The organism is Sphingomonas sp. 4RDLI-65 (assembly GCF_049472435.1).
GTDB lineage: Bacteria > Pseudomonadota > Alphaproteobacteria > Sphingomonadales > Sphingomonadaceae > Sphingomonas.
The window spans coordinates 33,436-57,153 of the sequence record NZ_JBCEBT010000011.1 but is presented as its reverse complement, the minus strand read 5'-3'; the positions used below and the strand labels follow the sequence as shown (position 1 = coordinate 57,153).

The 23,718-nt window shown below is 65.3% G+C and carries 24 protein-coding genes; 9 read left to right on the top strand and 15 right to left on the bottom strand.

The features are described 5' to 3' along the window. From VH567_RS16825 to petA, 4 genes are all read right to left on the bottom strand, one after another. On the bottom strand, window positions 1–645 hold the full coding sequence (locus VH567_RS16825) for a hypothetical protein (RefSeq protein ID WP_423327378.1): 645 nt from the start codon (window positions 643–645) through the stop codon (window positions 1–3). Window positions 646–973: 328 nt separating this feature from the next. Continuing rightward, window positions 974–1,816: a cytochrome c1 gene (locus VH567_RS16820; RefSeq protein ID WP_423327377.1), complete on the bottom strand. Its 843-nt coding sequence runs from the start codon at window positions 1,814–1,816 to the stop codon at window positions 974–976. Between the two features lie 21 nt (window positions 1,817–1,837). Further along, window positions 1,838–3,148 (bottom strand): cytochrome b, encoded by a 1,311-nt coding sequence (locus VH567_RS16815; protein ID WP_423327376.1) that lies wholly within the window; start codon window positions 3,146–3,148, stop codon window positions 1,838–1,840. Between the two features lie 10 nt (window positions 3,149–3,158). Then, window positions 3,159–3,725 (bottom strand): ubiquinol-cytochrome c reductase iron-sulfur subunit, encoded by a 567-nt coding sequence (petA, locus tag VH567_RS16810; RefSeq protein ID WP_056489394.1) that lies wholly within the window; start codon window positions 3,723–3,725, stop codon window positions 3,159–3,161. 203 nt (window positions 3,726–3,928) lie between these two features. On the opposite strand from petA, the gene VH567_RS16805 reads away from it, so the two are divergent. From VH567_RS16805 to VH567_RS16795, 3 genes are all read left to right on the top strand, one after another. Next, window positions 3,929–4,378, top strand: coding sequence for a tRNA (cytidine(34)-2'-O)-methyltransferase (locus VH567_RS16805; RefSeq protein WP_423327375.1), 450 nt, complete (start codon window positions 3,929–3,931; stop codon window positions 4,376–4,378). A gap of 163 nt (window positions 4,379–4,541) precedes the next feature. Continuing rightward, the gene (gene hemF / locus VH567_RS16800) at window positions 4,542–5,384 is read left to right on the top strand and encodes an oxygen-dependent coproporphyrinogen oxidase (RefSeq protein WP_423327374.1); all 843 of its coding nucleotides are present in this window, start codon (window positions 4,542–4,544) and stop codon (window positions 5,382–5,384) included. A gap of 1 nt (window position 5,385) precedes the next feature. Beyond that, the gene (locus tag VH567_RS16795) at window positions 5,386–5,979 is read left to right on the top strand and encodes a GNAT family N-acetyltransferase (RefSeq protein WP_423327373.1); all 594 of its coding nucleotides are present in this window, start codon (window positions 5,386–5,388) and stop codon (window positions 5,977–5,979) included. A 122-nt stretch (window positions 5,980–6,101) separates the two neighbouring features. Here the strand turns inward: VH567_RS16795 and VH567_RS16790 are convergent, their stop codons facing one another. Both VH567_RS16790 and VH567_RS16785 read right to left on the bottom strand, forming a co-directional pair. After that, a complete protein-coding gene (locus VH567_RS16790) occupies window positions 6,102–6,842 on the bottom strand; it encodes a hypothetical protein (protein WP_423327372.1) in 741 nt (246 codons plus the stop codon). An 8-nt stretch (window positions 6,843–6,850) separates the two neighbouring features. Beyond that, window positions 6,851–7,684, bottom strand: coding sequence for a hypothetical protein (locus VH567_RS16785; RefSeq protein WP_423327371.1), 834 nt, complete (start codon window positions 7,682–7,684; stop codon window positions 6,851–6,853). A gap of 99 nt (window positions 7,685–7,783) precedes the next feature. Here VH567_RS16785 and lipB point away from each other — a divergent pair, with 99 nt between their 5' ends. The 3 genes from lipB to VH567_RS16770 all read left to right on the top strand — a co-directional run bounded on the left by lipB (window position 7,784) and on the right by VH567_RS16770 (window position 9,825). Beyond that, entirely contained in the window at window positions 7,784–8,452 is a 669-nt protein-coding gene (gene lipB / locus VH567_RS16780; protein ID WP_423327370.1) for a lipoyl(octanoyl) transferase LipB, read from the top strand. Between the two features lie 88 nt (window positions 8,453–8,540). Beyond that, window positions 8,541–8,807, top strand: a complete 267-nt coding sequence (locus VH567_RS16775; protein WP_128455324.1) for a hypothetical protein — start codon at window positions 8,541–8,543, stop codon at window positions 8,805–8,807. A gap of 310 nt (window positions 8,808–9,117) precedes the next feature. Continuing rightward, a complete protein-coding gene (locus tag VH567_RS16770; protein ID WP_423327369.1) occupies window positions 9,118–9,825 on the top strand; it encodes a hypothetical protein in 708 nt (235 codons plus the stop codon). A 169-nt stretch (window positions 9,826–9,994) separates the two neighbouring features. On the opposite strand, the gene queE is transcribed toward VH567_RS16770, so the two are convergent. The 7 genes from queE to parE form a co-directional block, all read right to left on the bottom strand. Beyond that, window positions 9,995–10,627 (bottom strand): 7-carboxy-7-deazaguanine synthase, encoded by a 633-nt coding sequence (gene queE, locus VH567_RS16765; protein ID WP_423327368.1) that lies wholly within the window; start codon window positions 10,625–10,627, stop codon window positions 9,995–9,997. A 4-nt stretch (window positions 10,628–10,631) separates the two neighbouring features. Next, a complete protein-coding gene (queC, locus tag VH567_RS16760) occupies window positions 10,632–11,336 on the bottom strand; it encodes a 7-cyano-7-deazaguanine synthase QueC (protein WP_423327367.1) in 705 nt (234 codons plus the stop codon). Between the two features lie 312 nt (window positions 11,337–11,648). Then, window positions 11,649–12,551: an Hsp33 family molecular chaperone HslO gene (locus VH567_RS16755; RefSeq protein ID WP_423327366.1), complete on the bottom strand. Its 903-nt coding sequence runs from the start codon at window positions 12,549–12,551 to the stop codon at window positions 11,649–11,651. A gap of 192 nt (window positions 12,552–12,743) precedes the next feature. Next, the gene (gene argF, locus VH567_RS16750) at window positions 12,744–13,691 is read right to left on the bottom strand and encodes an ornithine carbamoyltransferase (protein ID WP_423327365.1); all 948 of its coding nucleotides are present in this window, start codon (window positions 13,689–13,691) and stop codon (window positions 12,744–12,746) included. A gap of 139 nt (window positions 13,692–13,830) precedes the next feature. Then, a complete protein-coding gene (locus VH567_RS16745) occupies window positions 13,831–15,021 on the bottom strand; it encodes an aspartate aminotransferase family protein (RefSeq protein WP_423327364.1) in 1,191 nt (396 codons plus the stop codon). Between the two features lie 188 nt (window positions 15,022–15,209). Continuing rightward, a complete protein-coding gene (locus VH567_RS16740) occupies window positions 15,210–16,280 on the bottom strand; it encodes a hypothetical protein (protein ID WP_423327363.1) in 1,071 nt (356 codons plus the stop codon). Window positions 16,281–16,555: 275 nt separating this feature from the next. Further along, window positions 16,556–18,565, bottom strand: a complete 2,010-nt coding sequence (parE, locus tag VH567_RS16735; RefSeq protein WP_423327362.1) for a DNA topoisomerase IV subunit B — start codon at window positions 18,563–18,565, stop codon at window positions 16,556–16,558. 159 nt (window positions 18,566–18,724) lie between these two features. Here parE and VH567_RS16730 point away from each other — a divergent pair, with 159 nt between their 5' ends. Continuing rightward, a complete protein-coding gene (locus VH567_RS16730) occupies window positions 18,725–19,570 on the top strand; it encodes an outer membrane protein (protein WP_423327361.1) in 846 nt (281 codons plus the stop codon). A gap of 534 nt (window positions 19,571–20,104) precedes the next feature. On the opposite strand, the gene VH567_RS16725 is transcribed toward VH567_RS16730, so the two are convergent. Beyond that, window positions 20,105–20,845 carry a GcrA family cell cycle regulator gene (locus tag VH567_RS16725; protein ID WP_423327360.1) on the bottom strand — a complete coding sequence of 247 codons (741 nt, stop codon included), beginning with the start codon at window positions 20,843–20,845 and terminating at the stop codon, window positions 20,105–20,107. A gap of 65 nt (window positions 20,846–20,910) precedes the next feature. Between VH567_RS16725 and VH567_RS16720 the strand changes: the two genes are divergently transcribed. Continuing rightward, the gene (locus VH567_RS16720) at window positions 20,911–21,765 is read left to right on the top strand and encodes an ABC transporter permease (RefSeq protein ID WP_423327359.1); all 855 of its coding nucleotides are present in this window, start codon (window positions 20,911–20,913) and stop codon (window positions 21,763–21,765) included. Next, window positions 21,765–23,036, top strand: coding sequence for a serine hydrolase (locus VH567_RS16715; RefSeq protein ID WP_423327358.1), 1,272 nt, complete (start codon window positions 21,765–21,767; stop codon window positions 23,034–23,036). Before VH567_RS16720 ends, VH567_RS16715 begins: the two co-directional genes overlap by 1 nt. Window positions 23,037–23,189: 153 nt before the next feature. Here VH567_RS16715 and VH567_RS16710 read toward each other — a convergent pair whose 3' ends face one another. Next, window positions 23,190–23,717, bottom strand: a complete 528-nt coding sequence (locus VH567_RS16710; protein WP_423327357.1) for a GNAT family N-acetyltransferase — start codon at window positions 23,715–23,717, stop codon at window positions 23,190–23,192. Window position 23,718: the final 1 nt, after the last annotated feature.

Here is a 23,718-nt window from a genome sequence, read left to right as displayed (position 1 = left end):
TTAACGCGGCGTACGACCGCCGCGGTTTACGCTGCCGCGGTTACCGCCGCCGCCACGGTTGCCACCGAAACTCCGCCCGCCGCCAGTGCCGCGGTTCTGACGGTATTCGCGACGATCCTGCCGCGCTTCGCCGCGATACGCCTGCCGCGCCTCGCGCCGTTCGCCGCGGAACTGGTCTCGTGTGACCTGGCCGTTGCGAAGCTGGCCACGATCCTCGCGACGATCCTGGCGGAAATCGCGATTGGCCTCGCGGCGGTCCTGGCGGTATTCGCGGGCGGCCGGGCCGTTGCCACGGGCGAAATTGCCCCAGTTGCCATTGCCGCGATAATTGCCGCGGCGGCCCTGCCAATAGCGCTGCTGGTCGCCGTTCCAGCGGAACGGGCGACGGTTGCGGTCGTAGACGTACACGCCCGACCCGGGATAATAATAGTCGCCGTTCCAGCCGTAATAGGAGTTCAGGCCGCCATAGCCGCCGAACCCGTCATAGCCGGCGCCGTAATACCCGTTGCCATAGCCGCCGCCATAATAAGGGTCGCTGGCATAGCCGATGCCCGCGCCGCCATAGCCGTAACCATCAGTGCAACCCGCGACGCCGAGTCCGAGGCCGATCGCTAGCCCGATCATGCCGATGCGCTTCATGAACATGGATATTCTCCGATACGTGGAGGACGGACACAACGCGCCGTCATTGATCGCACAACGGAGACGGTATGTCGCAAGTTCCATGAACGGGGTCTGACGGGGGGGGGACCGGGAAGCTACCGATCACTCTTGTTCTCCCGCGAAGGCGGGAGCCCAGGGCTACAGGCGACGACGCTTTTGGCTCCTGAGCCCCCGCTTTCGCGGGGGAACGGTCGGTATACTGGCCTGCCCCGGATTAGACCCGCCTGACTCCAAACGAAAAACGGCGGACGGGTATGCTCCCCATCCGCCGTTTCTATCCGTCAGCCCCGCATCGCGGCGGCACGTTCGATCAATGCTTAACGTCGCGCCAGACGTTCTGGTACGCGCCCCAGGCTAGACCGCAGAAGATCAGGATGAAGATGATCGACGCGAACCCGGCGGCGTGGCGTGCCTCGAGGTTCGGCTCGGCGGTCCAGGTCAGGAACGCGGAGACGTCGGTCGACATCTGGTCCATCGTCGGCTTGGTACCGTCGGCATAGGTCACCTGGCCGTCGGCCGTCAGCGGCGGCGGCATCGCGATGTTGAGGTTCGCGAAATACGGGTTGTAGTGGAGACCCTCGGGCGTCTTGATGTCCGGGAATTCCTTCAACATCTTCGCCGACTGCGGCTGATAGCCGGTCAGCAGCGAGTGGATGTACGCGCCGCCATCGTGACGCGCCTTGGTCATCAGCGACAGGTCGGGCGGCAGCGCGTTGTTGTTTGCGGCGCGCGCGGCGACGTCGTTGGCGAACGGCAGCGGGAAGCGGTCCGACGGGATGTTCTTCCGCGTTGCCGCTTCGCCCGTCTCCGGGTTGATCGACGGCTGCTCGATCACCCACTGGCTGGCGATCGCCTTAACCTCGGGCTCGGAATAGCCGATCTTCTGCAGGTCTCGGAACGAGACGAGGCGCAGCGAATGGCAGGCAGCGCAGACCTCCTTGTAGACCTGGAAGCCGCGCTGGAGCTGGCGACGGTCGAACTTGCCGAACACGCCGTTCGAAGCGAGCTCGAGCTCCTTCGGATGGAGGTGATACTCGCTCTCGGCGGTCGCCGCGACCGGGTCGGTGACGGCCCCGTAGACGCTGCCGAACAGCGCGATGCCGAGCACCAGCACGAAGGCCGCGCCGACGAAGGATGCGATGAGACGAACCATGTGTGTGTCCTCTAGTTCGTATCAGTGCGCGGCGTGCGGCGCGGACGCCGTCGACAGCGCGGTCTGGGCCGGGCTCGTGCCACCATGCTTGGACAGCACGGCCTCGGTGATCGAGTTGGGCAACGGCCGGGGGCGCTCGGATCGCGAGATCAGCGGCAGGATGATCAGGAAATGCGCGAAGTAATAGGCTGCGCAGATCTGGCTCAGGATCACGTAGGTCGCCGTCGCCGGTGCACCGCCGCAATAGCCTAGGATCAGGATGTCGGCGACCAGCACCCAGAACGCGATCCGCGCCTTGGGACGATAGTTCATCGAACGCACCGGCGAGCTGTCGAGCCAGGGCAGGAAGAACAGCAGCAGGATCGAGCCGAACATCGCCAGCACGCCCCAGAGCTTTGCCGGCAGGATGAAGTCCGCGGTGAAGGCGCGCAGGATCGCGTAGAACGGCCAGAAATACCATTCGGGGACGATGTGCGCGGGCGTCGAGAGCGGGTTCGCCGGGATGTAATTGTCCGGGTGGCCGAGATAGTTCGGGAAGAAGAACAGCAGGCTGGCGAAGATCAGCATGAAGATGCCGAGCCCGAAGCCGTCCTTCGCCGTGTAATAGGGGTGGAACGGAACGGTGTCCTGTTCGCCCTTCACGTCGACGCCGGTCGGGTTGTTCGAGCCGGGGATGTGCAGCGCCCAGATGTGCAGGATGATGACGCCTGCGATCACGAACGGCAGCAGGTAATGCAGCGAGAAGAAGCGGTTGAGCGCGGCGTTGTCCGGCGCGAATCCGCCCAGCAGCCAGATGCGGATGGTGTCGCCGACCAGCGGGATCGCCGAGAAGAACCCGGTGATGACCTGCGCCCCCCAGAAGCTCATCTGGCCCCAGGGAAGCACGTAGCCCATGAACGCGGTCGCCATCATCAGCAGGAAGATGACCACGCCGAGCAGCCACACCATCTCGCGTGGTGCCTTGTACGAGCCGTAATAGAGCCCGCGGAAGATGTGCGTGTAGACGACGATGAAGAACATCGAGGCGCCGTTGGCGTGGGCGTAGCGCAGGAACCAGCCGGCGTTGACGTCGCGCATGATGCTCTCGACCGAGTCGAACGCGACCGCGCCGTTGGCGGCGTAGTGCATCGCGAGGACGATGCCGGTGACGATCTGGATCGCCAGCGCGGCGCCGGCGAGGACGCCGAAGTTCCAGAAATAATTGAGGTTGCGCGGGACGGGATAGCCGCCGCCGAGTGAGTTGTAGACGAGCCGGGGAACGGGAAGCCGCTCATCCAGCCACCGCGTCAGCGGCAGCTTCGGTTCGTATTGCTTGGCCCAGGGAAAGCTCATGGTGTTTTCCTCAGCCTACCGTGACGACGGTGTCGGAGTTGAAGGCATAGTCCGGAACGTGGAGGTTCGACGGAGCGGGGCCTTTACGGATGCGCGCGGCGGTATCGTAGGCCGAGCCGTGGCACGGGCAGAAATAGCCGCCGAACGGGCCCTTGTTCTCGCCCTCGCCCGCGCCGAGCGGGACGCAGCCGAGATGCGTGCAGACGCCCAGCGTGATCAGCCAGTTCTTCTTGCCCGCCTTGGTGCGCTGCTCGAGTGTCTGCGGATCGCGCAGCGTCGAGATGTCGACCGCGTCGGCTTCCGAGATTTCCTTCGGCGTCAGGTTGCGCACGAACAAAGGCTGCTTGCGGAACGACGTCTTGATCGCCTGGCCGGGGAGGATCTTCGACAGGTCGATCTCGGTGGTCGACTGCGCGAGCACGTCGGCGCTCGGGTTCATCTGGTTGATCAGCGGCAGGACGATCGCGACTGCGCCGACACCGGCGAAGGAAACGGCTGCGATATTGATGAAATCACGGCGGCGAGGGTCATGGGCCTCTTCGTGAAACGGCTCTGGCGATTCGCCGGGAGGAACCATGTCGTCGACTGTCGCCATTCATCTCGCCCTTGCACGTTATTTTTTTCGTGGCCGACTGGGCTTTCGGTTTCGCGAAACCATATGCCCAGTCCGCCCGACCGTCCCCACGGAGGCTGCGATCTGATAGACGGCGGGACGACGGTTTGCCAACTGCATTTTGCTTTGGGTTACCGTCCGGCGCTCGGCGCGCTAGGGGATCGGGTATGCGTATTGCCCTCTATCAGCCCGATATTGCCGGAAATGTCGGCGCCATCCTGCGGACCGCCGCGTGCATGGGGATTGGCGTCGACCTGATCGAACCGATGGGATTCACCTGGAGCGACAAGGCCGTCGCGCGCTCGGGGATGGACTATGTCGGCGTGGTCGACGTGGTGCGGCATGTCGATTGGGACGCGTTCCTGGGGCAGGTTCGCGGGCGGATCGTGTTGCTGACGACGAAGGGCGCGGTGCGGCTGGATGTGGCGGAGTTTCGCGAGGACGACGTGCTGCTGATGGGGAGCGAGGGGGCTGGCGTTCCTGATGAAGTGCATGCGCGGGCGGATGTGCGGGTGCTGATCCCGATGCGGCCGGGGTTGCGGTCGATGAACATCTCCGTGGCGACCGGGATCGTGGCGGCGGAGGCCCTGCGGCAGACCGGCGGCTGGCCGGCGTAAGATCCTCCCCTGCAAGGGGAGGTGGCTGGCACTTGCCAGACGGAGGGGTGACACCCTCTCGATGGCGGGTCACCCCTCCGTCAGCCCGATGGGCTGCCACCTCCCCCTGCAGGGGAGGATCGAAGAACTTTCATGCCGCGCTGTCAGCCGATATGACGCCCCCATGATCGAACTCGACCCCCAGCAAGCCGCCGCCCGCCACTGGTTCGAATCCCTGCGCGACCGCATCTGCGCGGAGTTCGAGGCTATCGAGCGGGAGGCGGGGTCCGACGCTTCGTTCGAATACACCCCGTGGGACCGGATCGATCCGTCGGGCGAACCCGGCGGCGGCGGCGTGATGGGCGTGATGAAGGGCCGCGTGTTCGAGAAGGTCGGCGTCAACGTCTCGACCGTCGGCGGCACCTTCGAGGGCGACTTCGCCAAGTCGATCCACGGCGCGGGCGAGGACCCGCGGTTCTTCGCGACCGGGATCAGCCTGGTCGCGCACATGACCAATCCTCATGTGCCGGCGGTGCATATGAACTGCCGCTTCCTCAACACCACCAAGCGCTGGTTCGGCGGCGGCGGCGATCTAAACCCGCCATTGCCGATCGAGGAGGACACGGCGGACTTCCATGCGACGATGAAGGCGGCGTGCGACGCGCATGATCCGGCACATTACCCGCGCTTCAAGGAATGGGCGGAGACCTATTTCTACATCCCGCACCGGAAGGTCGGCCGCGGCGTCGGCGGGATTTTCTTCGATCACCTCGACGGCGATTTCGACACCAACTTCGCCTTCACCCGCGATGTCGGCGACGCGTTTCTGGAGGCCTATCCACGGATCGTGCGGCGGCGGATGGACATGCCGTTCGATGCCGCCGACGAGGCGCGGATGCTCGAATGGCGCGGGCGTTATGCCGAGTTCAACCTCGTCTATGATCGCGGGACGTTGTTCGGGCTGAAGACCGGCGGCAATATCGACGCGATCCTGATGAGCCTGCCGCCCCGCGCGACATGGTCTTGAGATGGCGCTGATCCCGGTTGCCGACGACGTCCTCGCGACGATCGTCACGACGCTGGAGATGCGCAAGCGGCCGCCGCTGCGGCCGAGCCCGGGGTCACGGTTGCGGCTAGTGCGGTGGGAGCGGCCGGCGCTGGAGAAATACCGCGCGCTGTTCCGGCGGGTAGGGAGCCCGTGGCTGTGGTTCTCGCGACTGGTCATGGCGGACGATGTGCTGGCGATGATCGTCCATGATCCGGGGATCGCGGTGTATGCGGTACTCGATCCGGCGGGGATCGAGGTCGGGATGCTCGAACTCGATTTTCGCGCGGCGGGTGCGTGCGAGATCTCGTATTTCGGGCTGATCCCGGAGCTTGCGGTGCAAGGTCATGGGCGGTGGTTGATGGCGGAGGCTTGCGCGCGGGCCTGGGCCAAGGGAGTGGAGCGGGTCTGGCTGCATACCTGCACGCTCGATCATCCTAGCGCGCTGGGGTTTTATCGGGCGCAGGGGTTCGTGGCGGTGAAGCGGACGATCGAGACGTTTCCGGATCCTCGCGCTTCGGGGTTGCTGCCGCTCGAGACTGCGCCGCAAATCCCGTATCTCGCCAAGCGGGGGTAGGCAAAAGACTTGTTTCCCCGCGAAGGCGGGGATCCAGACTGGGCTCCCGCCTTCGCGGGAGAACAAGGAGGCGGTAGGAGCAGTTGTGATGCTTCTTGCGGACTAGCTTTGAGGCTCGCCCCTTACCGCGCCAGGCGCCGGTAAGCCGAGATCGCGATCAGCGCCATCGCGATGCCGGCCGCCATTGCCGCCACCGCGGCACCCGCATCGACGATCGCCAGCGCCACCGGGTTGGGTTCGCCGGCTTCGCGCAAGGCGCGATCGAGCATCATGAACGGCGCGCCGGCGATCCAGCCGCTGATGTAGCTGAACGCCGCCAACCCCATCAGCGGCAGCCCCGAGCCCCGGCTGAGCGTCAAGCTGCGGCGGATCGCCCCCAAGGCGCCAAGCGGGGCTTCGGCAAACAGCGCCGGCCCGGTCAGCATCGTCCGGCCGAGGATGTAGAGGCCGGGAATCGCATAGAGCAACAGCCCCGCCCCCGCCGGCAGCGACACGATCACCATCGCCAGCAGGAAGCGCGGGAATATCTTCAAACAGCGTGCCAGCGCCCCCCGCAGGTCGAGCTGATCGCGATCGAGATACAGCGCGTAGAACAGCGACGTGCCGAAAAAGCTCGTCACATAAGCGAGCAGATACCAGCCGCCATGCGCGCCCGCCCAGGTCTGCACCGCGTCGGCCCAGGCCATCGCCTGCGCCTCGTTGTCGCCCGCCCCCGCCACCGGCATCGGCGGATCGGGCACGACCAAGGCTAGCGCGAACGCGGGCAGGAACAGGAACGGCGCGGCGATCCGCAGCAACAGGTCGCGGTCGCGCTTGAACAACGTCCAGGCATCGGTGAGGACGGTCGCGAAATCGAGCTTCATCGGGGATTTCATTCCTGGGGAAGTTTCTCTCTGACCGCGACGTAGAGCTGCGCGGTGAAGGCCGCGGCGAGCGCGGTGAAGACGGTGGTGACGATCGTGGCGACGACGCCCGACAGGAACGTCGCGGTCGCAATGCCCTTCGCACCGAGCGCGAGGCGGAAGATGATCCCGGTCACCGACTGCGCGGCCCAGGTGGACACGAGCATGACGATCGCGAACAGGATCAGCACGCCGATGATCCGCCACGTCAGCCCCTTGGTCAGCTGGAAGGAGCGGCGGATAGCACCGACCCCGCGGCGCTCGTTGACGATGACCGCGTTGAGCAGCACCAGTCGCGCGCCGATCCAGATCACCACCAGCGTCAACACGAAGAAGTACAGTATGGCGAACTGCGCGGCACGGCCTTGCGACGGCGCCGTACGAAGCATCGCACTGCCAGCAGCAGAGAATCCGACGTAAGGGATCGTTCCTGACGAGGACATCAGCACGATGACCGGCGGTATGACGAGGAGCACCGCGATGAGCGTGATCAGCACGGTGATGCCGAGCGCCGGCAACACGCGCGCACCAGCCTGGCGGCGTGCGGATGCGGCATCGGTGGCGGGATCGGTCGCGATCGCGACGATCGCGAGTTGCGACCAAAGCATCGCGACCAGCGCCCCGATCGCCAGCACGCTGCCGACCAGGGCAAAGCTGATCGTCCCGGGCGTCGAGAACGCGACATAGCCGTCGCGGATCACGCTGGGCACGACCATGCCGAGCAGCGCGATCGGCGCGATCATGCCGGTGCGCCCGTTGAGCACTTCGACCGTGCGATCCCAGACCGTCCCCATCTTCACCATGCGTCTTGCTCCCCCGCTGATCTCGGCTCGCGGGTTAGCCCAAGCCCCCGCGCTTGACCACAGGTTGCAACTCGACGCACGGGTGCGCAATTGGGGATCGTGACCACCCTGCCCCTCTCCGATATCGAATGGCGCACCAGCGCCGGCCTCACCCCCTATGCCGACGCGCTGGCCGAGATGGAGGCACGCGCGGTGGCGGTCGGCGCGGGCGAGGCGCGCGAGTTGCTGTGGATGCTCGAGCACCCGCCGGTCTACACCGCGGGCACCAGCGCCGAGCCGGGCGACCTGATCGACGCGCGCTTTCCGGTGATCGCAACCGGGCGCGGGGGCAAATATACCTATCACGGGCCGGGCCAGCGGATCGGTTACGTCGTGCTCGACCTCACCAAGCGCGGCCGCGATGTCCGCTGCTACGTCCACGCGCTCGAATCCTGGGTGATCGCGGCGCTCGGAGAACTTGGCGTCGAGGCATTCGCGGTAGATGGCCGGGTCGGCATCTGGACGCTCGATCGGGGCCGTGAAGCGAAGATCGGCGCGATCGGCGTGCGCGTGAAGCGCTGGGTGACGCTCCACGGCTTTTCGGTGAACGTCGCCCCCGACCTGTCGCACTTCGGTGGCATCGTGCCGTGTGGCCTGCCGGAGTACGGCGTTACCAGCCTGCAATCGCTTGGTATTTCGGCCGACCTTGCAACTTTCGACGCCGCCCTGGCGTTGACGGCCGATGCTTTCCTTGAAACAGTTTCTTGTCCTCAGGAAAACGAGGCTTGAGGGCAAAGCGTTATCGGATTAATGTCCACTACGATTTGGGTATTAAGGGCGAGCAGCCAGCCAAATCCTCTATCTAGGGAGCTTCCACATGCGTGCACTCATTTCCAAGGTCCTGACCGGTTCGCTGATCGCCAGCGCAGCACTCGCCGTTTCGGCTTGCGGTCCCAAGACCGAGACGACGACCGACAACACGATGGTCACCGACATGAACGCCACCGAGGGCATGGACACCATGACCGACAACATGACTGCCGTCGACGGCACGATGAACGGTGGCATGATGGCCAACGACACCATGATGGCGAACGACACGATGATGTCGAACGACACCATGATGACCAACAACGCAATGTAATCTCCTGGGAGACCGCCCGTTTCGGCGGGCGGTCTCCAACCGGAATTACACGACGTGAAGGGCCGTCCGGGCAACCGGGCGGCCCTTTGTCGTTGTAGGGCGCTATCCTTCCCTCGGCGGGGAAGGATCAGCTACGCGTCCGCTCAGCATCGGCAGCCGAGCACGAGGATCGTTTCGGATGCGGCGAATCGAGTTCCGTGGCTTGCTGCATACGGCGTGCCTTCGATCATCCGAAAAGGTTAAAATCGCTTGGGAGTTTCCTAGAAACGCTTTAGATTCGATCACTTGGAATGCCCCTGGGGAGGTTGGAATGAAGGTGTTGCGTACCGCGCTCGCGCTTTGCGTGGCGTCGAGTGGGCTGGCTGTGGCGCAGACCGCGTCGGCGCAGTTCTTTTTGCAGTCGCGCGATTTTTCGGGTGCGGCGGTGACCGGCGAGGAGTCCGATCTGGGGCAGGCCCTGCCCGGTGCGACCTCGGCGGAAATGCGGGCTGCGCTGGTGTGGCACATGCGCGCCGCGCTGAACGTGGCAGCGCTGCAATGCCAGTTCGAGCCGACCCTGCTGACCGTGCCAAACTATAATTCGATCCTGGCCGATCACGGCGAGGAGCTGAAGGGATCGTTCGACACGCTGACGAAATACTTCCTGCGCGTGAACAAGGCGGCGGGCCCCAAGGCCGGACAGACCGCGCTCGACCAGTTCGGCACGCGCACCTATTCGAGCTTTGCCACGGTTGCCGCGCAATACGGCTTTTGCCAGACGGCCGGGTCGATCGGCCGCGACGCGGTGTTCACGCCACGCGGGCATTTCTCCGAGGTCGCGTTGGCGCGCTCGCGCGAGCTTCGCAACAGCCTGATCCCGTGGGGCGAACAGCGCTTCCCCCGCTATATCGGCCGCGACCAGACCGCACCGATCGTCCGCCTCGATGCGATCTGCTGGGACAAGAAGGGCGAATGGGTCGTCAAGAAATGCGGCGCGCAGAACTGGCCGCCGGTTGGGGTCGGGATGGCCGGGCGGTAACGTCGCTTCCTTACCGGACGATTTTCACCCTCACTCTTCTACCGTCACCCCAGCGAAAGCTGGGGTATCCCGTGGGGCGGACGACGAGAGTCACGCGGGGAGATCCCAGCTTTCGCTGGGATGACGGACGGGAAGAAATGACGCACCGTACGTAGCACCCTTCGAATTTTCAGCGCAGACCCAGCAGCTTGTGCGTCTGCAACGACAACCGCCATTGTGGCCGCTGCATCACCATCTCCACGCACGCCTCGCGGTTCGCGTCCGCCCGAGGATCGTCGAGCGGCTGGAGCAGCAGGTTCGCGAAATCCCAGGTCTCGACATCGTCGATATCGGTGCCGGGCTGCGGCCAGACCAGCTTCAATTCGTCGCCGGTGCGCTGCACGACGATGCTGCCCGCCTTGGGGCTGATGCAGACCCAGTCGATGCCGGGATGTGCGGCGATCGTCCCGTTGCTCTCCATCGCGATCCGGAAACCCTCCGTATGCAGCGCATCGACGATCGCGTCGTCGATTTGGAGCATCGGCTCACCACCGGTTAGAACGACGAACCGGTCGCGCGCTCCCTCACCCCAGAACCCCGCAACCGCCGCCGCCAAACCTTGCGCATCGGCGAACTTGCCACCGCCGAGCCCATCGGTGCTGACGAATTCGGTATCGCAGAACTTGCAGACCGCGGTCGCGCGGTCCTGTTCGCGGCCCGACCACAGGTTGCAGCCGGCAAATCGCACGAACACCGCACGGCGGCCGGCATTCACGCCCTCGCCCTGGAGCGTCAGGAACATCTCCTTGACGGCGTAGCTCATCGCGTCAGGCCGGCTTCACGGCGTAGCGCGTCGGGTCGGCGATCCCCGCCTCGTCGAAACCCTTCGCGCGGAGGCAGCAGCTGTCGCACTCGCCGCAATGCAGCGAGCCAGGCGCCGGATCGTAGCATGACCAGCTCAACCCGAGATCGAGCCCGAGGCGCGTGCCTTCGCGGACGATATCCGCCTTGGTCATGTGCTGGAGCGGCGCCTGAATGCGGAACGGATCGCCCTCGACGCCCGCCTTGGTGGCGAGCTCGGCAAGGCCTTCGAACGCGGCGATGAACTCGGGACGGCAATCGGGATAGCCCGAATAATCGAGCGCGTTGACGCCGATATAGATGTCGCGCGCGCCCGCCGCTTCGGCCCAGCCGAGCGCGAGGCTGAGAAAGATCGTGTTGCGCGCAGGCACGTAGGTGACGGGGATGCCGCCGCCGTCTTCGGTGCCCGCGCCGTCCTTCGGCACGTCGATATCGGCGGTCAGCGCGGAGCCGCCGAATGCGGACAGGTCCATCGGCAGGACGATGTGGCGTTCGGCGCCGAGCGCATCGGCGATCCGCCGCGCGGCGGCGAGTTCGACGCGGTGGCGCTGGTTATAGTCGAACGACAGCGCGAGCAGGCGCTGGCCGGATTCGCGCGCCATCGCGGCGGATACCATCGAGTCGAGCCCGCCCGAAACGAGCGCGACCGCAAAGGGAGCAGGAGATGTCATGATGCGGAGTGCGCTAGGCCAGCGGCGCGCAAAAAGAAAGGGCCGCCCCGGTGGAGCAGCCCTGAGGTTGGCGCACGAAGCGCCACAAGGGAGAAAAAACGTGCCGAATAAAAGCACGTGATCAGGAGTAACGGAGAGAGGTAAAGATCGCGTTAACACCTGCCTTCCCCTCGCCCCTCCGGGGAGAGGGAGGAGCAGCCGCTTGGCTGCGGAAGGGTGAGGGGTAGTTGGGATTGGTGTCCCGAGCCTCATGCCCTCACCCTCCCACGACTGCGTCGCGGGCCCCTCCCTCTCCCCGAGCGGGAGAGGGTTTTACCCCTCCACCGGCACCGGGAATTTCTTCGCGCAGAACGCGCAGTCAACGACGATGAACCCGGTCTCGTCCGCCATCGAGCGCCGTTCCTCGATCGGGAATTTCGAGATCACGCCCTTGATATACCCCGGATCGCAGCGGCACCCGCGCACGATCGGGATATCCGCGAGGATGCGGACGTCCTCTTCCTCGTTGAACAGCCGCCACACCAAGGTCTCCAGCGGCAGCGTCGAATCGGTCAGCTCCTCCACGCTCATCGTCGAGCCAAGCGTCGCGACATGCTCCCATTCCGGATGGTCGAGCTTGGTATGCAACCGCTCGCGCCCACCCTCGCCCTCTGGCAGATGCTGGAGGAACAACCCGCCGGCGACGCAGCGCCCATCCGGGCCCTTCGCCATGCCGGTGCGCACCATCGTCGGGATCTGCTCGGACTGCGTGAAATAGCTCTGCGCGGCCTCAGACAGCGTATCGCCGTCGAGCGGCACGATGCCCTGATAGCGCTCGTTGCTGCTTGCCATGTCGAACGTGATCGCCAGATAACCGGCGCCGAACAATGCGAACAGCGACGGCTCGGCGGGGGCTTCGGCGAGCTTGTCCGCGTCGTATTCGATATAGCCGCGCACTTCGCCGCCGCGGTAATCGCAGACGAGCAGCTGAACGACGCCGTTGTCGGTCCGCGTCTGCATCGTCAGCTGGCCGCTGGCGTCCTTGAGCGTCGAGCCGATCAGCGCCGCGAGCGTCAGCGCCTCGGCGAGCAGCTTCTCGATCGCGGGGGGATAGGCGTGGGCGGCGAGTACCTCGTCGAGCGCGGTGCCGAGCCGGACGATCCGGCCGCGCGCGCTTCGTGCAGGGATCGCGAAGGCCAGCGCGCGGTCGAGGTCGGTCATGTTGGGGTCGTTCATCGGTGAGAAGATGGGGAGCGAAGGCGGCGGGTCAACCCGATCTCCCATCCATCACCCCGCCCCGCGTCCGTCACCCCAGCGAAAGCTGAGGTATCCCCGTTGGCGGGCGTCGTGCCTCGAACCGGGAGATCCCAGCTTTCGCTGGGATGACGTGGGGCGCGGTGGCGTAAACGACGTATTACCGCCGGCGCGTCAACCGATCTGTCCAAAACACCAGCGCAGCACCGACTTCTGCGCATGGAGACGGTTCTCCGCCTCCTGCCAGATTAGCGACTGCGGACCGTCGATAACCTCGGTCGTCACTTCCTCGCCGCGGTGTGCGGGAAGGCAATGGAGGAACTTCGCGTCGGGCTTGGCCAGCGCCATCAGCGCCGCGTCGACCTGGTACGGCGTCAGAGCCTTCAGTTTCGTCTCCGAATCCGTTTGCCCCATCGAGATCCAGGTATCTGTAACAATGATGTCCGCGTCCTCGACGGCTGCCGAAGGACTTTCAGTTGTCGTGATAAAATCAGCCGCGTCAGTTCCGCGTACACGATCACGAGCGGCCGCAATGACTTTGGGATCGGCCTCGTAACCCTTCGGACACGCAGCCCAAATCTGAAACTTCATCAGGCTTGCAGCTTCAACAAGCGAGTGAAGCACGTTGTTGCCATCCCCCAGCCACGCGACCTTGAGACCGGGGAGCGCCTTGCCGCTCTCGATGATCGTCAGCAGGTCGGCCATGATCTGGCACGGGTGCGACGCGTCGGTCAGGCCGTTGATGACCGGGACGGAGGCATAATGCGCCATCTCCTCGATCTTGGCGTGATCGTCGGTACGGATCATGATCGCGTCGACATAGCCCGACAGGATACGCGCGGTGTCGGCGACCGATTCGCCACGCCCGAGCTGCATCGAGCCCGCGTCGGACACGATCGAGGTGCCGCCGAGCTGGCGGATCGCCATGTCGAACGAGAAGCGCGTGCGCGTCGAATTCTTCTCGAACACCATCGCGAGCGTGTGGCCGGCGAACGGCGCATCGGCATCGGCGCGGCCCTTGGGGAAGCCCGCGCGTGCGGCTTTACGGTCGAGCGCATCGGCCAGCATCGCGGCGATGCCGTCGGCGCCGGCGTCGGTGAGATTCAGGAAATGGCGGGTCATAATATCCTCCCCGGCACGGGGAGGGGGACCGTTCGCATAGCGAATGGTGGAGGGGGGCCTCCACGAACGCAACACTTCGGGGCGATCCCCCTCCACCATGCTTCGCATGGTCCCCCTCCCCGACCGGGGAGGATTTAAGTCAATCGTCAGCAGCGGGCACGTACACGCGCGCGGCGGTCGACAGCTTGTCAATGCACTCGGCGATATGGCTCTCGTCGATCACCAGCGGCGGCAGGATGCGAATGACGTTCTCGCCCGCCGACACCAGCAGCAGATTGTGATGGTCGCGCGCGAACGCGACGAACGCGCGGCTGTCGCTCTTGAGCTTCAACCCGAGCATCAGCCCGGTGCCGCGGACGCTGTCGAACAGGTGATCATGGTTCGGGATCATCTGCTCGAGCCCCTGCCGCAACCGGTCGCCCATCGCCGTGACGTTGTCGAGGAACCCGTCCTCGAGGATCACGTCGAGGATCGCCTCGCCCGCCGCCATCGCCAGCGGGTTGCCGCCATAGGTCGAGCCGTGCGTGCCCGCTACCATGCCCTTGGCCGCTTCCTCTGTCGCAAGGCATGCGCCGAGCGGAAAACCGCCACCGATGCCCTTGGCGACCGACATGATGTCGGGCGTGATGCCGTACAGTTCGTGCGCGAAGAACTTGCCCGTCCGCCCGTAACCGCACTGGACCTCGTCGAGCACAAGCAACAGGCCGTGCTCGTCGCAGGCCTTCCGCAGACCGGTCAGGAACTCCGGGCTAGCCTGGCGGATGCCGCCCTCACCCTGGATCGGCTCGACCAGGAAACCCGCAGTGTTGTCGTCGATCAGCGCCAGCGCGCCTTCGAGATCGTTGAAGTTCGCATAGGCGAACCCCGGCAGCAACGGCTCGAACCCGTCGCGCATCTTCGCCTGGTTGGTCGCCGAGATCGTCCCCAACGTGCGCCCGTGGAACGCGGTGTCGAACGTGATCAGCGTATGCCGCTGCGGATTGCCATTGGCGAAATGATAGCGCCGCGCGGTCTTGATCGCGCACTCGACCGCTTCCGCACCCGAATTGGTGAAGAACACCGTGTCGGCAAACGTGTTATCGACCAAGCGCTGCGCGAGATGCTCGCCCTGCGGCGACCCGTACAGATTCGACACGTGCATCAGCGTCGCAGCCTGCTCGGCGATCGCCTTGGTCAGGTGCGGATGCGCGTGGCCGAGCGCGTTGACCGCGATGCCGCTCGCGAAATCGAGATATTGCTGGCCGTCCTCACCGAAGAGGTACGCGCCCTCGCCTCGGACCGGACGCACGCCACACCGCGGATAGACGGGCATGAGCGGGGTGATGGTCACGACGGCAGCTCCTTCAAACAGCGAGGGCGACCCTTAGCGGCCGCCCGAACAGCCTGATACGAGCGCGCGACGCCGGGGGCAACACCGCTTGAGCAGCGCACGGACCGCAGACCCTAATCGGAACTATGTTGTACGTCGTCCTTGCTGCCATGAACGAGCCCCGGCGTGCATGCCGACACCCTTGTGGGTCAGCTCATTCCCGGCTCGACCGTCAGATCGAGTATCTCGATATGCGGAACGGACGATCGCACGCGGATGCGCGTTCCCTTCGCCGCAACGACATCATAGACGATCGAGTACCGCTCTATGCGCCTTAGCCCCGGATCGGACGGCGCGAGTTGCAAGGGCCTATACATGCGCTTACCAAGCGCCTCGGTCACCACGTTCATCCACCGCCCGTCGACGTTAGGCGACGTGCGTATGGTATCGATGTCGCGAACCGTTCCATCGGGTCTCACCCAGAATGCGACATCAGCCCATTGCGGAGTCGCATCGCCGTTGATCCGCGCCACGGTCGATGGGTTCTCCTGCCGCCAATTGTTCAGATCGATCGACGGCGCATAGACCAGCTCGGCTCTCGCAACCCGGTCCGTGTCCGACGCTTGGATACAAGCGCGTCCGTCCTTGGCGCCGCCGATATCCTGCATCCTACACCGCAAGAGCTTCGCCGCGTCGCGAAACGGCGCGAGATCGGGTTCGGTCGTTTCGTCGATCCGGCGGAGCGCGTCCAAGGCGGTCTGCCGATAGGCCGGCACGACCGGCGCGATCGCCGTATACATGCCCGCGATACGAAACAGCGCATAGCCTTTGACACGAATGTCGCCCGCGGCGTCCGCTTGGTGCGCGACTTTAGCGTAGACGTCCCGTGCAGCAATGAACCGACCATCCTTGGCGAACGCGTCGGCCACCGCGAGGCGCTGGATGAAGATGCGGCGATCGGTCGAGGGAAGACCGCTTTTCAGCGCGTCGAGCGAATCGATGGCGGTGATCCGCGAAGCGTCCCTCTGCCCGTTCAGCGCCAGCATCCGGCCGCTGGCGCGCAGCAGATCGCCGACCTCGACCGGAAGCTCCTTCCTGTATCGCATGTTGCGTCCGCGCGCCTTCGCCAGCGTGCGTTGCGCCTCGGGATAATCGCCCGCGATGAACTGGTTTTCCGCATGGGCCAGCGATGCGTCGATCTCTTCCTTGGGCGGACATTGGCGGGCGATACAGGCCGCCAGCGTGCGTTCGCTGTCCTCGACTCTGCGACCGACGACCACGATGGTCTTTCCCTTGGCGTCGGCAGATTGCGCAAGCGGGACCGAAGGCTGCGGCGGGGGGGAGGCAGCTTGCCCTGATATGGCCGACTGGAGCAGAACGAACGCTAATGGGATCATGAGCATACCCCCTTTATCCGACGGCGGATGCGCCTCGATTATTACAGTGTATGCTCGCCGATCTGCAGCGCAAGATGATCGTTTCATCGAGATCCGATCTATCTTGTCGATAGCGACCGGCAGATCCTGCGTCTTAGAAATTTTACCGCGGACTGATTTCAGGCGTCGATCGCTTCCTCGTCCATCCGCCCCGCATTCTCCTGAATGAAGGCGAAGCGGTGCGCGGGGTTGTTGCCCATCAGGCGGTCGACGAGGTCCTTCACCTGCGCGCGCTCTTCGTATTCCTGCGGGAGCGTGATGCGGAGCATGCCGCGCGTCGCCGGGTCCATCGTGGTTTCGCGGAGCTGGCTCGGGTTCATCTCACCGAGGCCCTTGAAGCGGCCGACATCGACCTTCTTGCCCTTGAACACCGTGCGTTCAAGTTCGGCGCGGTGGGCGTCGTCGCGCGCGTAGACGCTCTTGGTGCCGACGGTGAGGCGGTAGAGCGGTGGCTGGGCGAGGTAGAGGTGCCCGCGGCGGACGAGTTCGGGCATCTCCTGGAAGAAGAACGTCATCAGCAGCGTCGCGATGTGCGCGCCGTCGACGTCTGCGTCGGTCATGATGACGATGCGTTCGTAGCGCAGCGTATCCGGCGTGCAGTCCTTCCGGGTGCCGCAGCCGAGTGCCAGCGTCAGGTCGGCGATTTCCTGGTTGGCGAAGATCTTCGCGCTAGTCGCTGACGCGACGTTGAGGATTTTCCCGCGAATGGGGAGGATCGCCTGGGTCTTTCGGTCACGCGCCTGCTTGGCCGAACCACCCGCCGAATCGCCTTCGACGATGAACAACTCGGTGCCCTCGGGCGAGTTGGCCGAGCAGTCGGTCAGCTTGCCGGGCAGGCGCAATTTCCGCGCGGACGTAGCGGTCTTGCGCTTCACGTCGCGTTCCTGCTTGCGGCGCAGGCGTTCGTCCATCCGCTCCAGCACGTAATTCAGCAGCGCCTTGCCGCGCTCCATGTTGTGGCTGAGGAAATGATCGAAATGATCGCGTACCGCCTTTTCGACGAGACCGGCGGCTTCGGGGCTGGTGAGGCGGTCCTTGGTCTGGCTCTGGAATTGCGGTTCGCGGATGAAGACCGACAGCATCAGTTCGCTGCCGACCATGACGTCGTCCGCGCTGATATCCTTGGTCTTCTTGTTGCCGACTAGATCGCCGAACGCGCGCAGGCCACGGACGAGAGCCTGGCGCAGGCCCTGTTCGTGCGTGCCGCCGTCGGGGGTCGGGATGGTGTTGCAATACCAGCTGTACGATCCGTCGCTCCACAACGGCCACGCGACGGCCCATTCGACGCGGCCCTGCGTTTCGCCGTTCGCGCTCGGGAAATCCTGCGAGCCGGAGAAGAAGTCGGACGTTGCGCATTCGCGGCCGGCGATCTGGTCGCGGAGGTGATCGGCGAGGCCGCCGGGGAACTGGAACACGGCCTGCGCGGGCGTGTCGTCGGCGATCAGGTCGGGCGTGCAATGCCAGCGGATCTCTACGCCCGCGAACAGATACGCCTTCGAGCGGACGAGCTTGTAGAGGCGTTGCGGTTTGAAGTTCAGTTCGGTGCCGAAGATCTCGGTATCGGGGGTGAACGCGACGCTGGTGCCGCGACGGTTGGGCGTGGCCCCCAGATGCTCGATCGGCCCGAGCGTCAGTCCCTTGGCGAAGCGCTGGCGGTAGAGCTGGCGATCGCGCGCGACCTCGACGACGGTGTCGGACGACAGCGCGTTGACGACGCTGATGCCGACGCCGTGCAGGCCGCCGCTCGTCGCATACGCCTTGCCCGCGAACTTGCCGCCCGAATGGAGCGTCGAGAGGATCACCTCCAGCGCGGACTTGTCCGGAAACTTAGGATGCGGATCCACTGGAATGCCGCGGCCGTTGTCGACGATCGTCAGGCGGTTGTTCGCCTCCAGCGTGACTTCAATCCGGGTCGCGTGGCCGGCGACCGCCTCGTCCATCGCGTTGTCGAGCACCTCGGCGGCGAGATGGTGCAGCGCGCGCTCGTCGGTGCCGCCGACATACATGCCGGGGCGGCGGCGGACGGGTTCGAGGCCTTCGAGCACCTCGATCGAGGAGGCGTCATAGGTATTGGCGGCGGTTTTGCCGGCGCCGGGTGCGCCGGGGGACGCGAACAGATCTTCAGCCATGGCGGGAGCGTAGCCGCAGGCGTCGGACAAAGCCACAGGCTCTGTTTGTTCTCCCTGTCACCCGAAAGTCACACTGATCCAGATTGTTGCGACAGCGGGATAATTTTCCCGCGATCGGCCGTTTATGAAAAACCTGTCATGAAGTTTCCGGGAGTGAATATGAACAAGACGATGATGGTGGCGCTTGCAGGCGTTGCCGCACTGGGTTTCGCAGCGCCAGCCATGGCGCAGGACGTAACCGACGAAGCGCCGTTCAGCGGCGTCTATGTCGGCGGCTCGTTCGGCTATGACGTGCAGCCCAACGACAATGGCGAGACGATCGCATTCGATCGCAATCTGGATGGCGGCTTCGGCGACACCATCTCGACTGCGACCGCCGCCAACGCGTTCTCGCCAGGCTTCTGCAACGGTCGCGCGACCAGCAACACCGCGCCCGCCGCCGGTGGCCGTGGCTGCCGTAGCGACAAGAACGGCATCGGCTATTCGGCGCGGGTCGGCGCGGACTACCAGCGCGGCAACATCGTCGTCGGCGTGGTCGGCGAGTTCGGCAAGAACGAGATCAGCGACAGCGTTTCCGCGTTCAGCACCACGCCTGCCTTCTACACGATGACGCGCGACCTGAAGTGGGAAGCATCGGCACGCGGCCGTCTTGGCTATGCGGCGAACACAACGCTGTTCTACGGCACGTTCGGCGTGGGCTATGCCAACATCGACAACAGCTTCACGACCGGCAATACCGCCAACACCTTCACCAGCAACGGCGACAGCAAGGAATGGGGCATCGTCGGCGGTGGCGGCATCGAGCAGAAGCTGGGCAAGAACTTCTCGGTCGGTCTGGAATACCAGTACCACCAGTATCAGGACAACGACTACCGCGTCCGTGCATCGGGTGGCCCGGCCGGTGGCCCCTTCACGCGCGGCAACGCGTCGGGCACCGACTTCCGTCGCAACTCCGAGGATTTCCGCTGGCACAGCCTGCGCGGCACGGCTGCGTTTAGGTTTTAAGGCAAAGGGCGGCCGCTGCCACGCTGGCAGCGGACTCGCCCATGGCTAGCGTGATATGAAGAAGGCCGCTTCCTGAGTAGGGAAGCGGCCTTTTCTTGTTCGCTGAGCCTTGGCGTCCGTCCTGCCCGGTATGTTCCGAGGTGACGGTCGCCCGTTACCAGCCGAAGCTTGTTTCCCCGCGAAGGCGGGGACCCAGACTGGGCTCCCGCCTTCGCGGGAGAACAAGGTAAGGGTGCTCGCCAGCAAACACACGGACCACCCCGGCGAAGGCCGGGGCCCAACTGGGAAACGTTGCTAAACGGGCGAAGCGCTCGGTAACCGCGACCTTTCCAATTGGGCCCCGGCCTTCGCCGGGGTGATGCCTCTTGAAGTTGAGGTGGTAGCAGTTTTGAAAAAGGCCGCTTCCTCACCCGAGGAAGCGGCCTTTTTAAATCACGCTAGCCATGGGCAAAGCCCATGTCGTCGGCCGCGGCTAGCCGCGCCGGCCGGGCTTGGGCGAGTCCTGCGCCAAGTTGGCGCAGGCCGCCCTGCGCCTCACCTCGGCCGCGGACCGCCGAACGGCAACGGTGGAGTCGGACGGCGATCACGGCGGGGCAGCTGCGCCTGGTACGCATGCCCGCAATGATCGACGCAATACGGGAAGCCCGGGTTCACCGCCTTGCCGCAGAAGTGGAAGTCGGGCTCGCCCGGATGACCCAGCGGCCATTTGCAGATCCGGTCGTTCAGCTCGAGCAGGCTCGTCTTGTTGGCCATTTCGGGCGACGGCTTGGCAGGCACCAGGCGACGCGGCGGCGCAGGCGTGCTCGGCGGCTGTTGCTCGCCGGGTGCCTGGCGAAGGAATCCGCCAGGACCTACCGAGCGCAAGATCGGCTGCGGCGCACGCACAGGCGCGGCAATGACGGGAGCAGCCTCGTCTTCATCCTCGTCTTCGTCGTCCTCGTCGGCAACGGGCTCCGGCTCGACGGGCGCGGCGGGCTTGGTCGCAGCAACTGGCGGTGCGGCCGGTGCGGGCTTGGGGGCCTCGACCGGTTCCGGCGCCGCGACCGGCTCGGGCGCCGCTGCAACAGCCGCCGATGCTTCAGCCGCAGCCGCCGCCTTCGCCTCGGGATCGTTCGGCTTCACCGGCGACGGGCGCGCCTGCAGCTCGAGGCGGTGCGCCTTGCCGATGACGGCGTTGCGGCTGACGCCACCCAGGGCTTCGGCGATCTGGCTGGCGGTCTGGCCCGCCTCCCACATCGTCTTGAGCGTCTCGATGCGCTCGTCGGTCCAGGACATGTTCGTTCCTCAGTCTTGTTCAGCCGGGTTGCGGGCAGCGGCGGCAGCGATTACCCGCAACCCCTATGAGCAGCCAGCCCCCAATCGGTGAAATCCATTCGGCGGTGCGATCCGCCCCCGGCGTTCCCGTCATAAAGAGCGTGAACTGGGAGGGATCGCGAACCCTCTATATCAAGGAGGTGCGCCGGTTCTTCAAGGTGCAGCTTCAGACGGTGTGGGCGCCGGCGATCACCACCCTCCTGTTTCTGATCGTCTTCACCATCGCGACCGGCGCGAAAAGCCCGGTGCCGGTCGACGGCCAGATCGTCGCGTTCGCCGATTTCATCGCGCCGGGGCTGATCATCGCGCAGGGGATGATGGGGCCGGCGTTCGCCAATGCGAGCTTCTCGCTGCTGGTGGGCAAGATGCAGGGCACGATCGTCGACTATCTCCAGCCGCCCTTGTCCACGGGTGAATTGCTGGCAGCACTAGTCGGTGGCGCGGTGACTCGCGCGGTGATCGTCGGGATCGTCGTCTGGGCGGCGATGGCGCTGTATCCGGGCGTGCACGTGACGCCGCATGCGCCGCTGGCGATCGTTTGGTTCGGGTTGCTGGGTGCGGTGTTCCTCGCGCTGCTCGGCGTGCTGACCTCCATCTGGGCGGACAAGTTCGATCATGCGGCTGCCGTCACCAACTTCGTGATCGCGCCATTGTCGCTGTTGTCGGGGACGTTCTACTCGGTCGACAAGCTCGCGCCGGCGTTCCGCGCGTTCAGCCATGCCAACCCTTTCTTCTACATCATCTCGGGCTTTCGCTACGGATTCCTCGGGATTGCCGACTCGCCCGTGATGATCGGCGGCATCGTGATCCTGCTGATCGATCTGGCGCTGGCGACGCTCTGCTACCGGTTGCTGAAGAGCGGGTGGAAGCTGAAGAACTGATGCGTGGGCTGGCACTCTGGCTGATGGCGTTGGTGGTGGCGTTGCTGCCGGTCGGCGCGGTGGCGCAGGGTGCGGTGGCCGATCCGGTGCTGCGGACAAAGGCCGATGCGCTGGTCGCGATCCTCGACGGGCGTGGCGCGTATGACGCGTATTTTGCGGCAAGCTTCCGCGACAAGGTGCCGAAGGCGCAGTTCGCGACGATCGTCGAGAAGCTGAAGGCGACACTCGGCGCGCCGCAGAAGATCGAATCGCTGACGGCAACGTCGGCGTGGTCGGCGAACCTAGTCGTCGGTTACGAACGAGGAACGGCGAGCGTCCGCTTGGCTCTGGATCCGGGTGCGCCGCATGCGGCCACCGGCTTGCTGATCACGGGTACGGGTGCACGCGACGATAGCCTCGCCAAGGTCGAAGCGGAGTTTCGCGCGCTGCCGGGGGCCAGCGGGTTCGGACTGTATGCGCTTGGCGAGGGCAAGCCTGCGCCGATCCTCGAATACCGTGCGGATGTCACCGCACCGCTCGGGTCTGCGTTCAAGCTTTGGATACTGGCCGAACTTGCGCGGCAGGTGGCCGCGGAAGAGCGGCACTGGACGGATGTCATGAAGGTGGGCGCGCCGTCGCTGCCCTCAGGCGTGTTGCAGACCTGGCCAGCGGAGTCGCCGGTGACGGTGCAGACGCTGGCGACGCTGATGATCTCGATCAGCGACAACACCGCGACGGATACGCTGCTGACGACGCTCGGGCGCGCGAAGGTCGACGCCATGGCGGCGTCGGCCGGCGGCAGCGTGCCGGTGATGACGACGCGCGAGATGTTCGCGTTGAAGGGCGATCCAGCATTGATGAAGGCGTGGGCGGCGGGCTCGGTGGACGAGCGCCGCGCGCTGCTGGTCGACAATGCGGTGAAGATCGCGACGGCCAAGCTCGATCCCAGCGTGTTCGCGGGCAAGCCGGTGGCGATCGACAGCGTCGAGTGGTTTGCGAGTCCCTCGGCGATGGCGGGGCTGCTCGATCGGTTGCGCGGAGCGGATGCCACGACCCGGGCGGTGCTGGCGGTGAATGCGGGGGTCGATCCGGCGATTGCCAAGCGGTTTGGGTATGTCGGGTTCAAGGGCGGTGGCGAGCCTGGGGTCCTGACGCTGAACTATCTGGTGCAGGCGAAGGACGGGCGTTGGTATGCGGCGACCGGGAACTGGCATCGGGCTGATGACGGCGTGAACGAGGTTCGATTCGCGGGGCTGATGGGGCGGGCGCTGGCGTTGCTGGCGGCGCGGTAGGCCTAGGCCTCAGTTAAAACCACCACCCCGGCGAAGGCCGGGGCCCAATTGGGAAACGCTGCTAACGGAGGATATCGCTCCGTTATATCCACCTGACCAATTGGGCCCCGGCCTTCGCCGGGGTGGTGGACATCAATACGGCGTGGTTTGCAGTTAAGCCCGCCCAGCCGCCTGCCAGCTATCCGCGCACAGCCCGTAGATCAGGCTGTCGCGCAGACCCAAATGTGTCTCCCACTCATCTCGCAACAACCGTTCACGCCGAAAGCCCAATCGCTCCAGCAACAAGATCGACGCGGTATTCTCGGTGTCGGCATCCGCGAACACCCGATTTCGCCCCTCTGCAAATAACCGATCGATCACTGCGCTGACCGCCTCGCGCGCAATTCCCCGCCCCCAAGCCTCGCGCGCGAGGATGAAGCCGATCTCCGTCACCCCTGCCCCGTCGGCCTCGCTGCCCGAGACCCAGCCGATCGCGCGATCGTCGCCGGTGCGGGTGATCGCCCAGGTACGCTGGTTGCCCGGCGCGGCCTCTTCGGCGAGGTAGGTGCGGACGTCGTCGACCGAGCCCAAGGGGCCGTCGGCGGAATAGGCCATCAGTTCCGCATCGGCGAGCATCGGGTGCAACGCGGTCGCATCGCCCTCGACGAGCGGCCGCAGCCGCAGCCGCCGCGTCTTCAGCACC

Excerpts from the sequence above, each read along its gene's own strand:
- VH567_RS16720 (WP_423327359.1), top strand. The coding sequence starts at position 20,911 with ATGAGCAGCCAGCCCCCAATCGGTGAAATCCATTCGGCGGTGCGATCC.
- petA (WP_056489394.1), bottom strand. The coding sequence starts at position 3,725 with ATGGTTCCTCCCGGCGAATCGCCAGAGCCGTTTCACGAAGAGGCCCAT.
- argF (WP_423327365.1), bottom strand. The coding sequence starts at position 13,691 with ATGACCCGCCATTTCCTGAATCTCACCGACGCCGGCGCCGACGGCATC.
- queE (WP_423327368.1), bottom strand. The coding sequence starts at position 10,627 with ATGAGCTACGCCGTCAAGGAGATGTTCCTGACGCTCCAGGGCGAGGGC.
- parE (WP_423327362.1), bottom strand. The coding sequence starts at position 18,565 with ATGGCTGAAGATCTGTTCGCGTCCCCCGGCGCACCCGGCGCCGGCAAA.
- VH567_RS16790 (WP_423327372.1), bottom strand. The coding sequence starts at position 6,842 with ATGAAGCTCGATTTCGCGACCGTCCTCACCGATGCCTGGACGTTGTTC.
- queC (WP_423327367.1), bottom strand. The coding sequence starts at position 11,336 with ATGACATCTCCTGCTCCCTTTGCGGTCGCGCTCGTTTCGGGCGGGCTC.
- VH567_RS16775 (WP_128455324.1), top strand. The coding sequence starts at position 8,541 with ATGCGTGCACTCATTTCCAAGGTCCTGACCGGTTCGCTGATCGCCAGC.
- VH567_RS16825 (WP_423327378.1), bottom strand. The coding sequence starts at position 645 with ATGTTCATGAAGCGCATCGGCATGATCGGGCTAGCGATCGGCCTCGGA.
- VH567_RS16795 (WP_423327373.1), top strand. The coding sequence starts at position 5,386 with ATGGCGCTGATCCCGGTTGCCGACGACGTCCTCGCGACGATCGTCACG.
- VH567_RS16815 (WP_423327376.1), bottom strand. The coding sequence starts at position 3,148 with ATGAGCTTTCCCTGGGCCAAGCAATACGAACCGAAGCTGCCGCTGACG.
- VH567_RS16755 (WP_423327366.1), bottom strand. The coding sequence starts at position 12,551 with ATGAACGACCCCAACATGACCGACCTCGACCGCGCGCTGGCCTTCGCG.
- VH567_RS16805 (WP_423327375.1), top strand. The coding sequence starts at position 3,929 with ATGCGTATTGCCCTCTATCAGCCCGATATTGCCGGAAATGTCGGCGCC.
- VH567_RS16730 (WP_423327361.1), top strand. The coding sequence starts at position 18,725 with ATGAACAAGACGATGATGGTGGCGCTTGCAGGCGTTGCCGCACTGGGT.
- VH567_RS16820 (WP_423327377.1), bottom strand. The coding sequence starts at position 1,816 with ATGGTTCGTCTCATCGCATCCTTCGTCGGCGCGGCCTTCGTGCTGGTG.
- VH567_RS16770 (WP_423327369.1), top strand. The coding sequence starts at position 9,118 with ATGAAGGTGTTGCGTACCGCGCTCGCGCTTTGCGTGGCGTCGAGTGGG.
- hemF (WP_423327374.1), top strand. The coding sequence starts at position 4,542 with ATGATCGAACTCGACCCCCAGCAAGCCGCCGCCCGCCACTGGTTCGAA.
- VH567_RS16715 (WP_423327358.1), top strand. The coding sequence starts at position 21,765 with ATGCGTGGGCTGGCACTCTGGCTGATGGCGTTGGTGGTGGCGTTGCTG.
- VH567_RS16785 (WP_423327371.1), bottom strand. The coding sequence starts at position 7,684 with ATGGTGAAGATGGGGACGGTCTGGGATCGCACGGTCGAAGTGCTCAAC.
- VH567_RS16725 (WP_423327360.1), bottom strand. The coding sequence starts at position 20,845 with ATGTCCTGGACCGACGAGCGCATCGAGACGCTCAAGACGATGTGGGAG.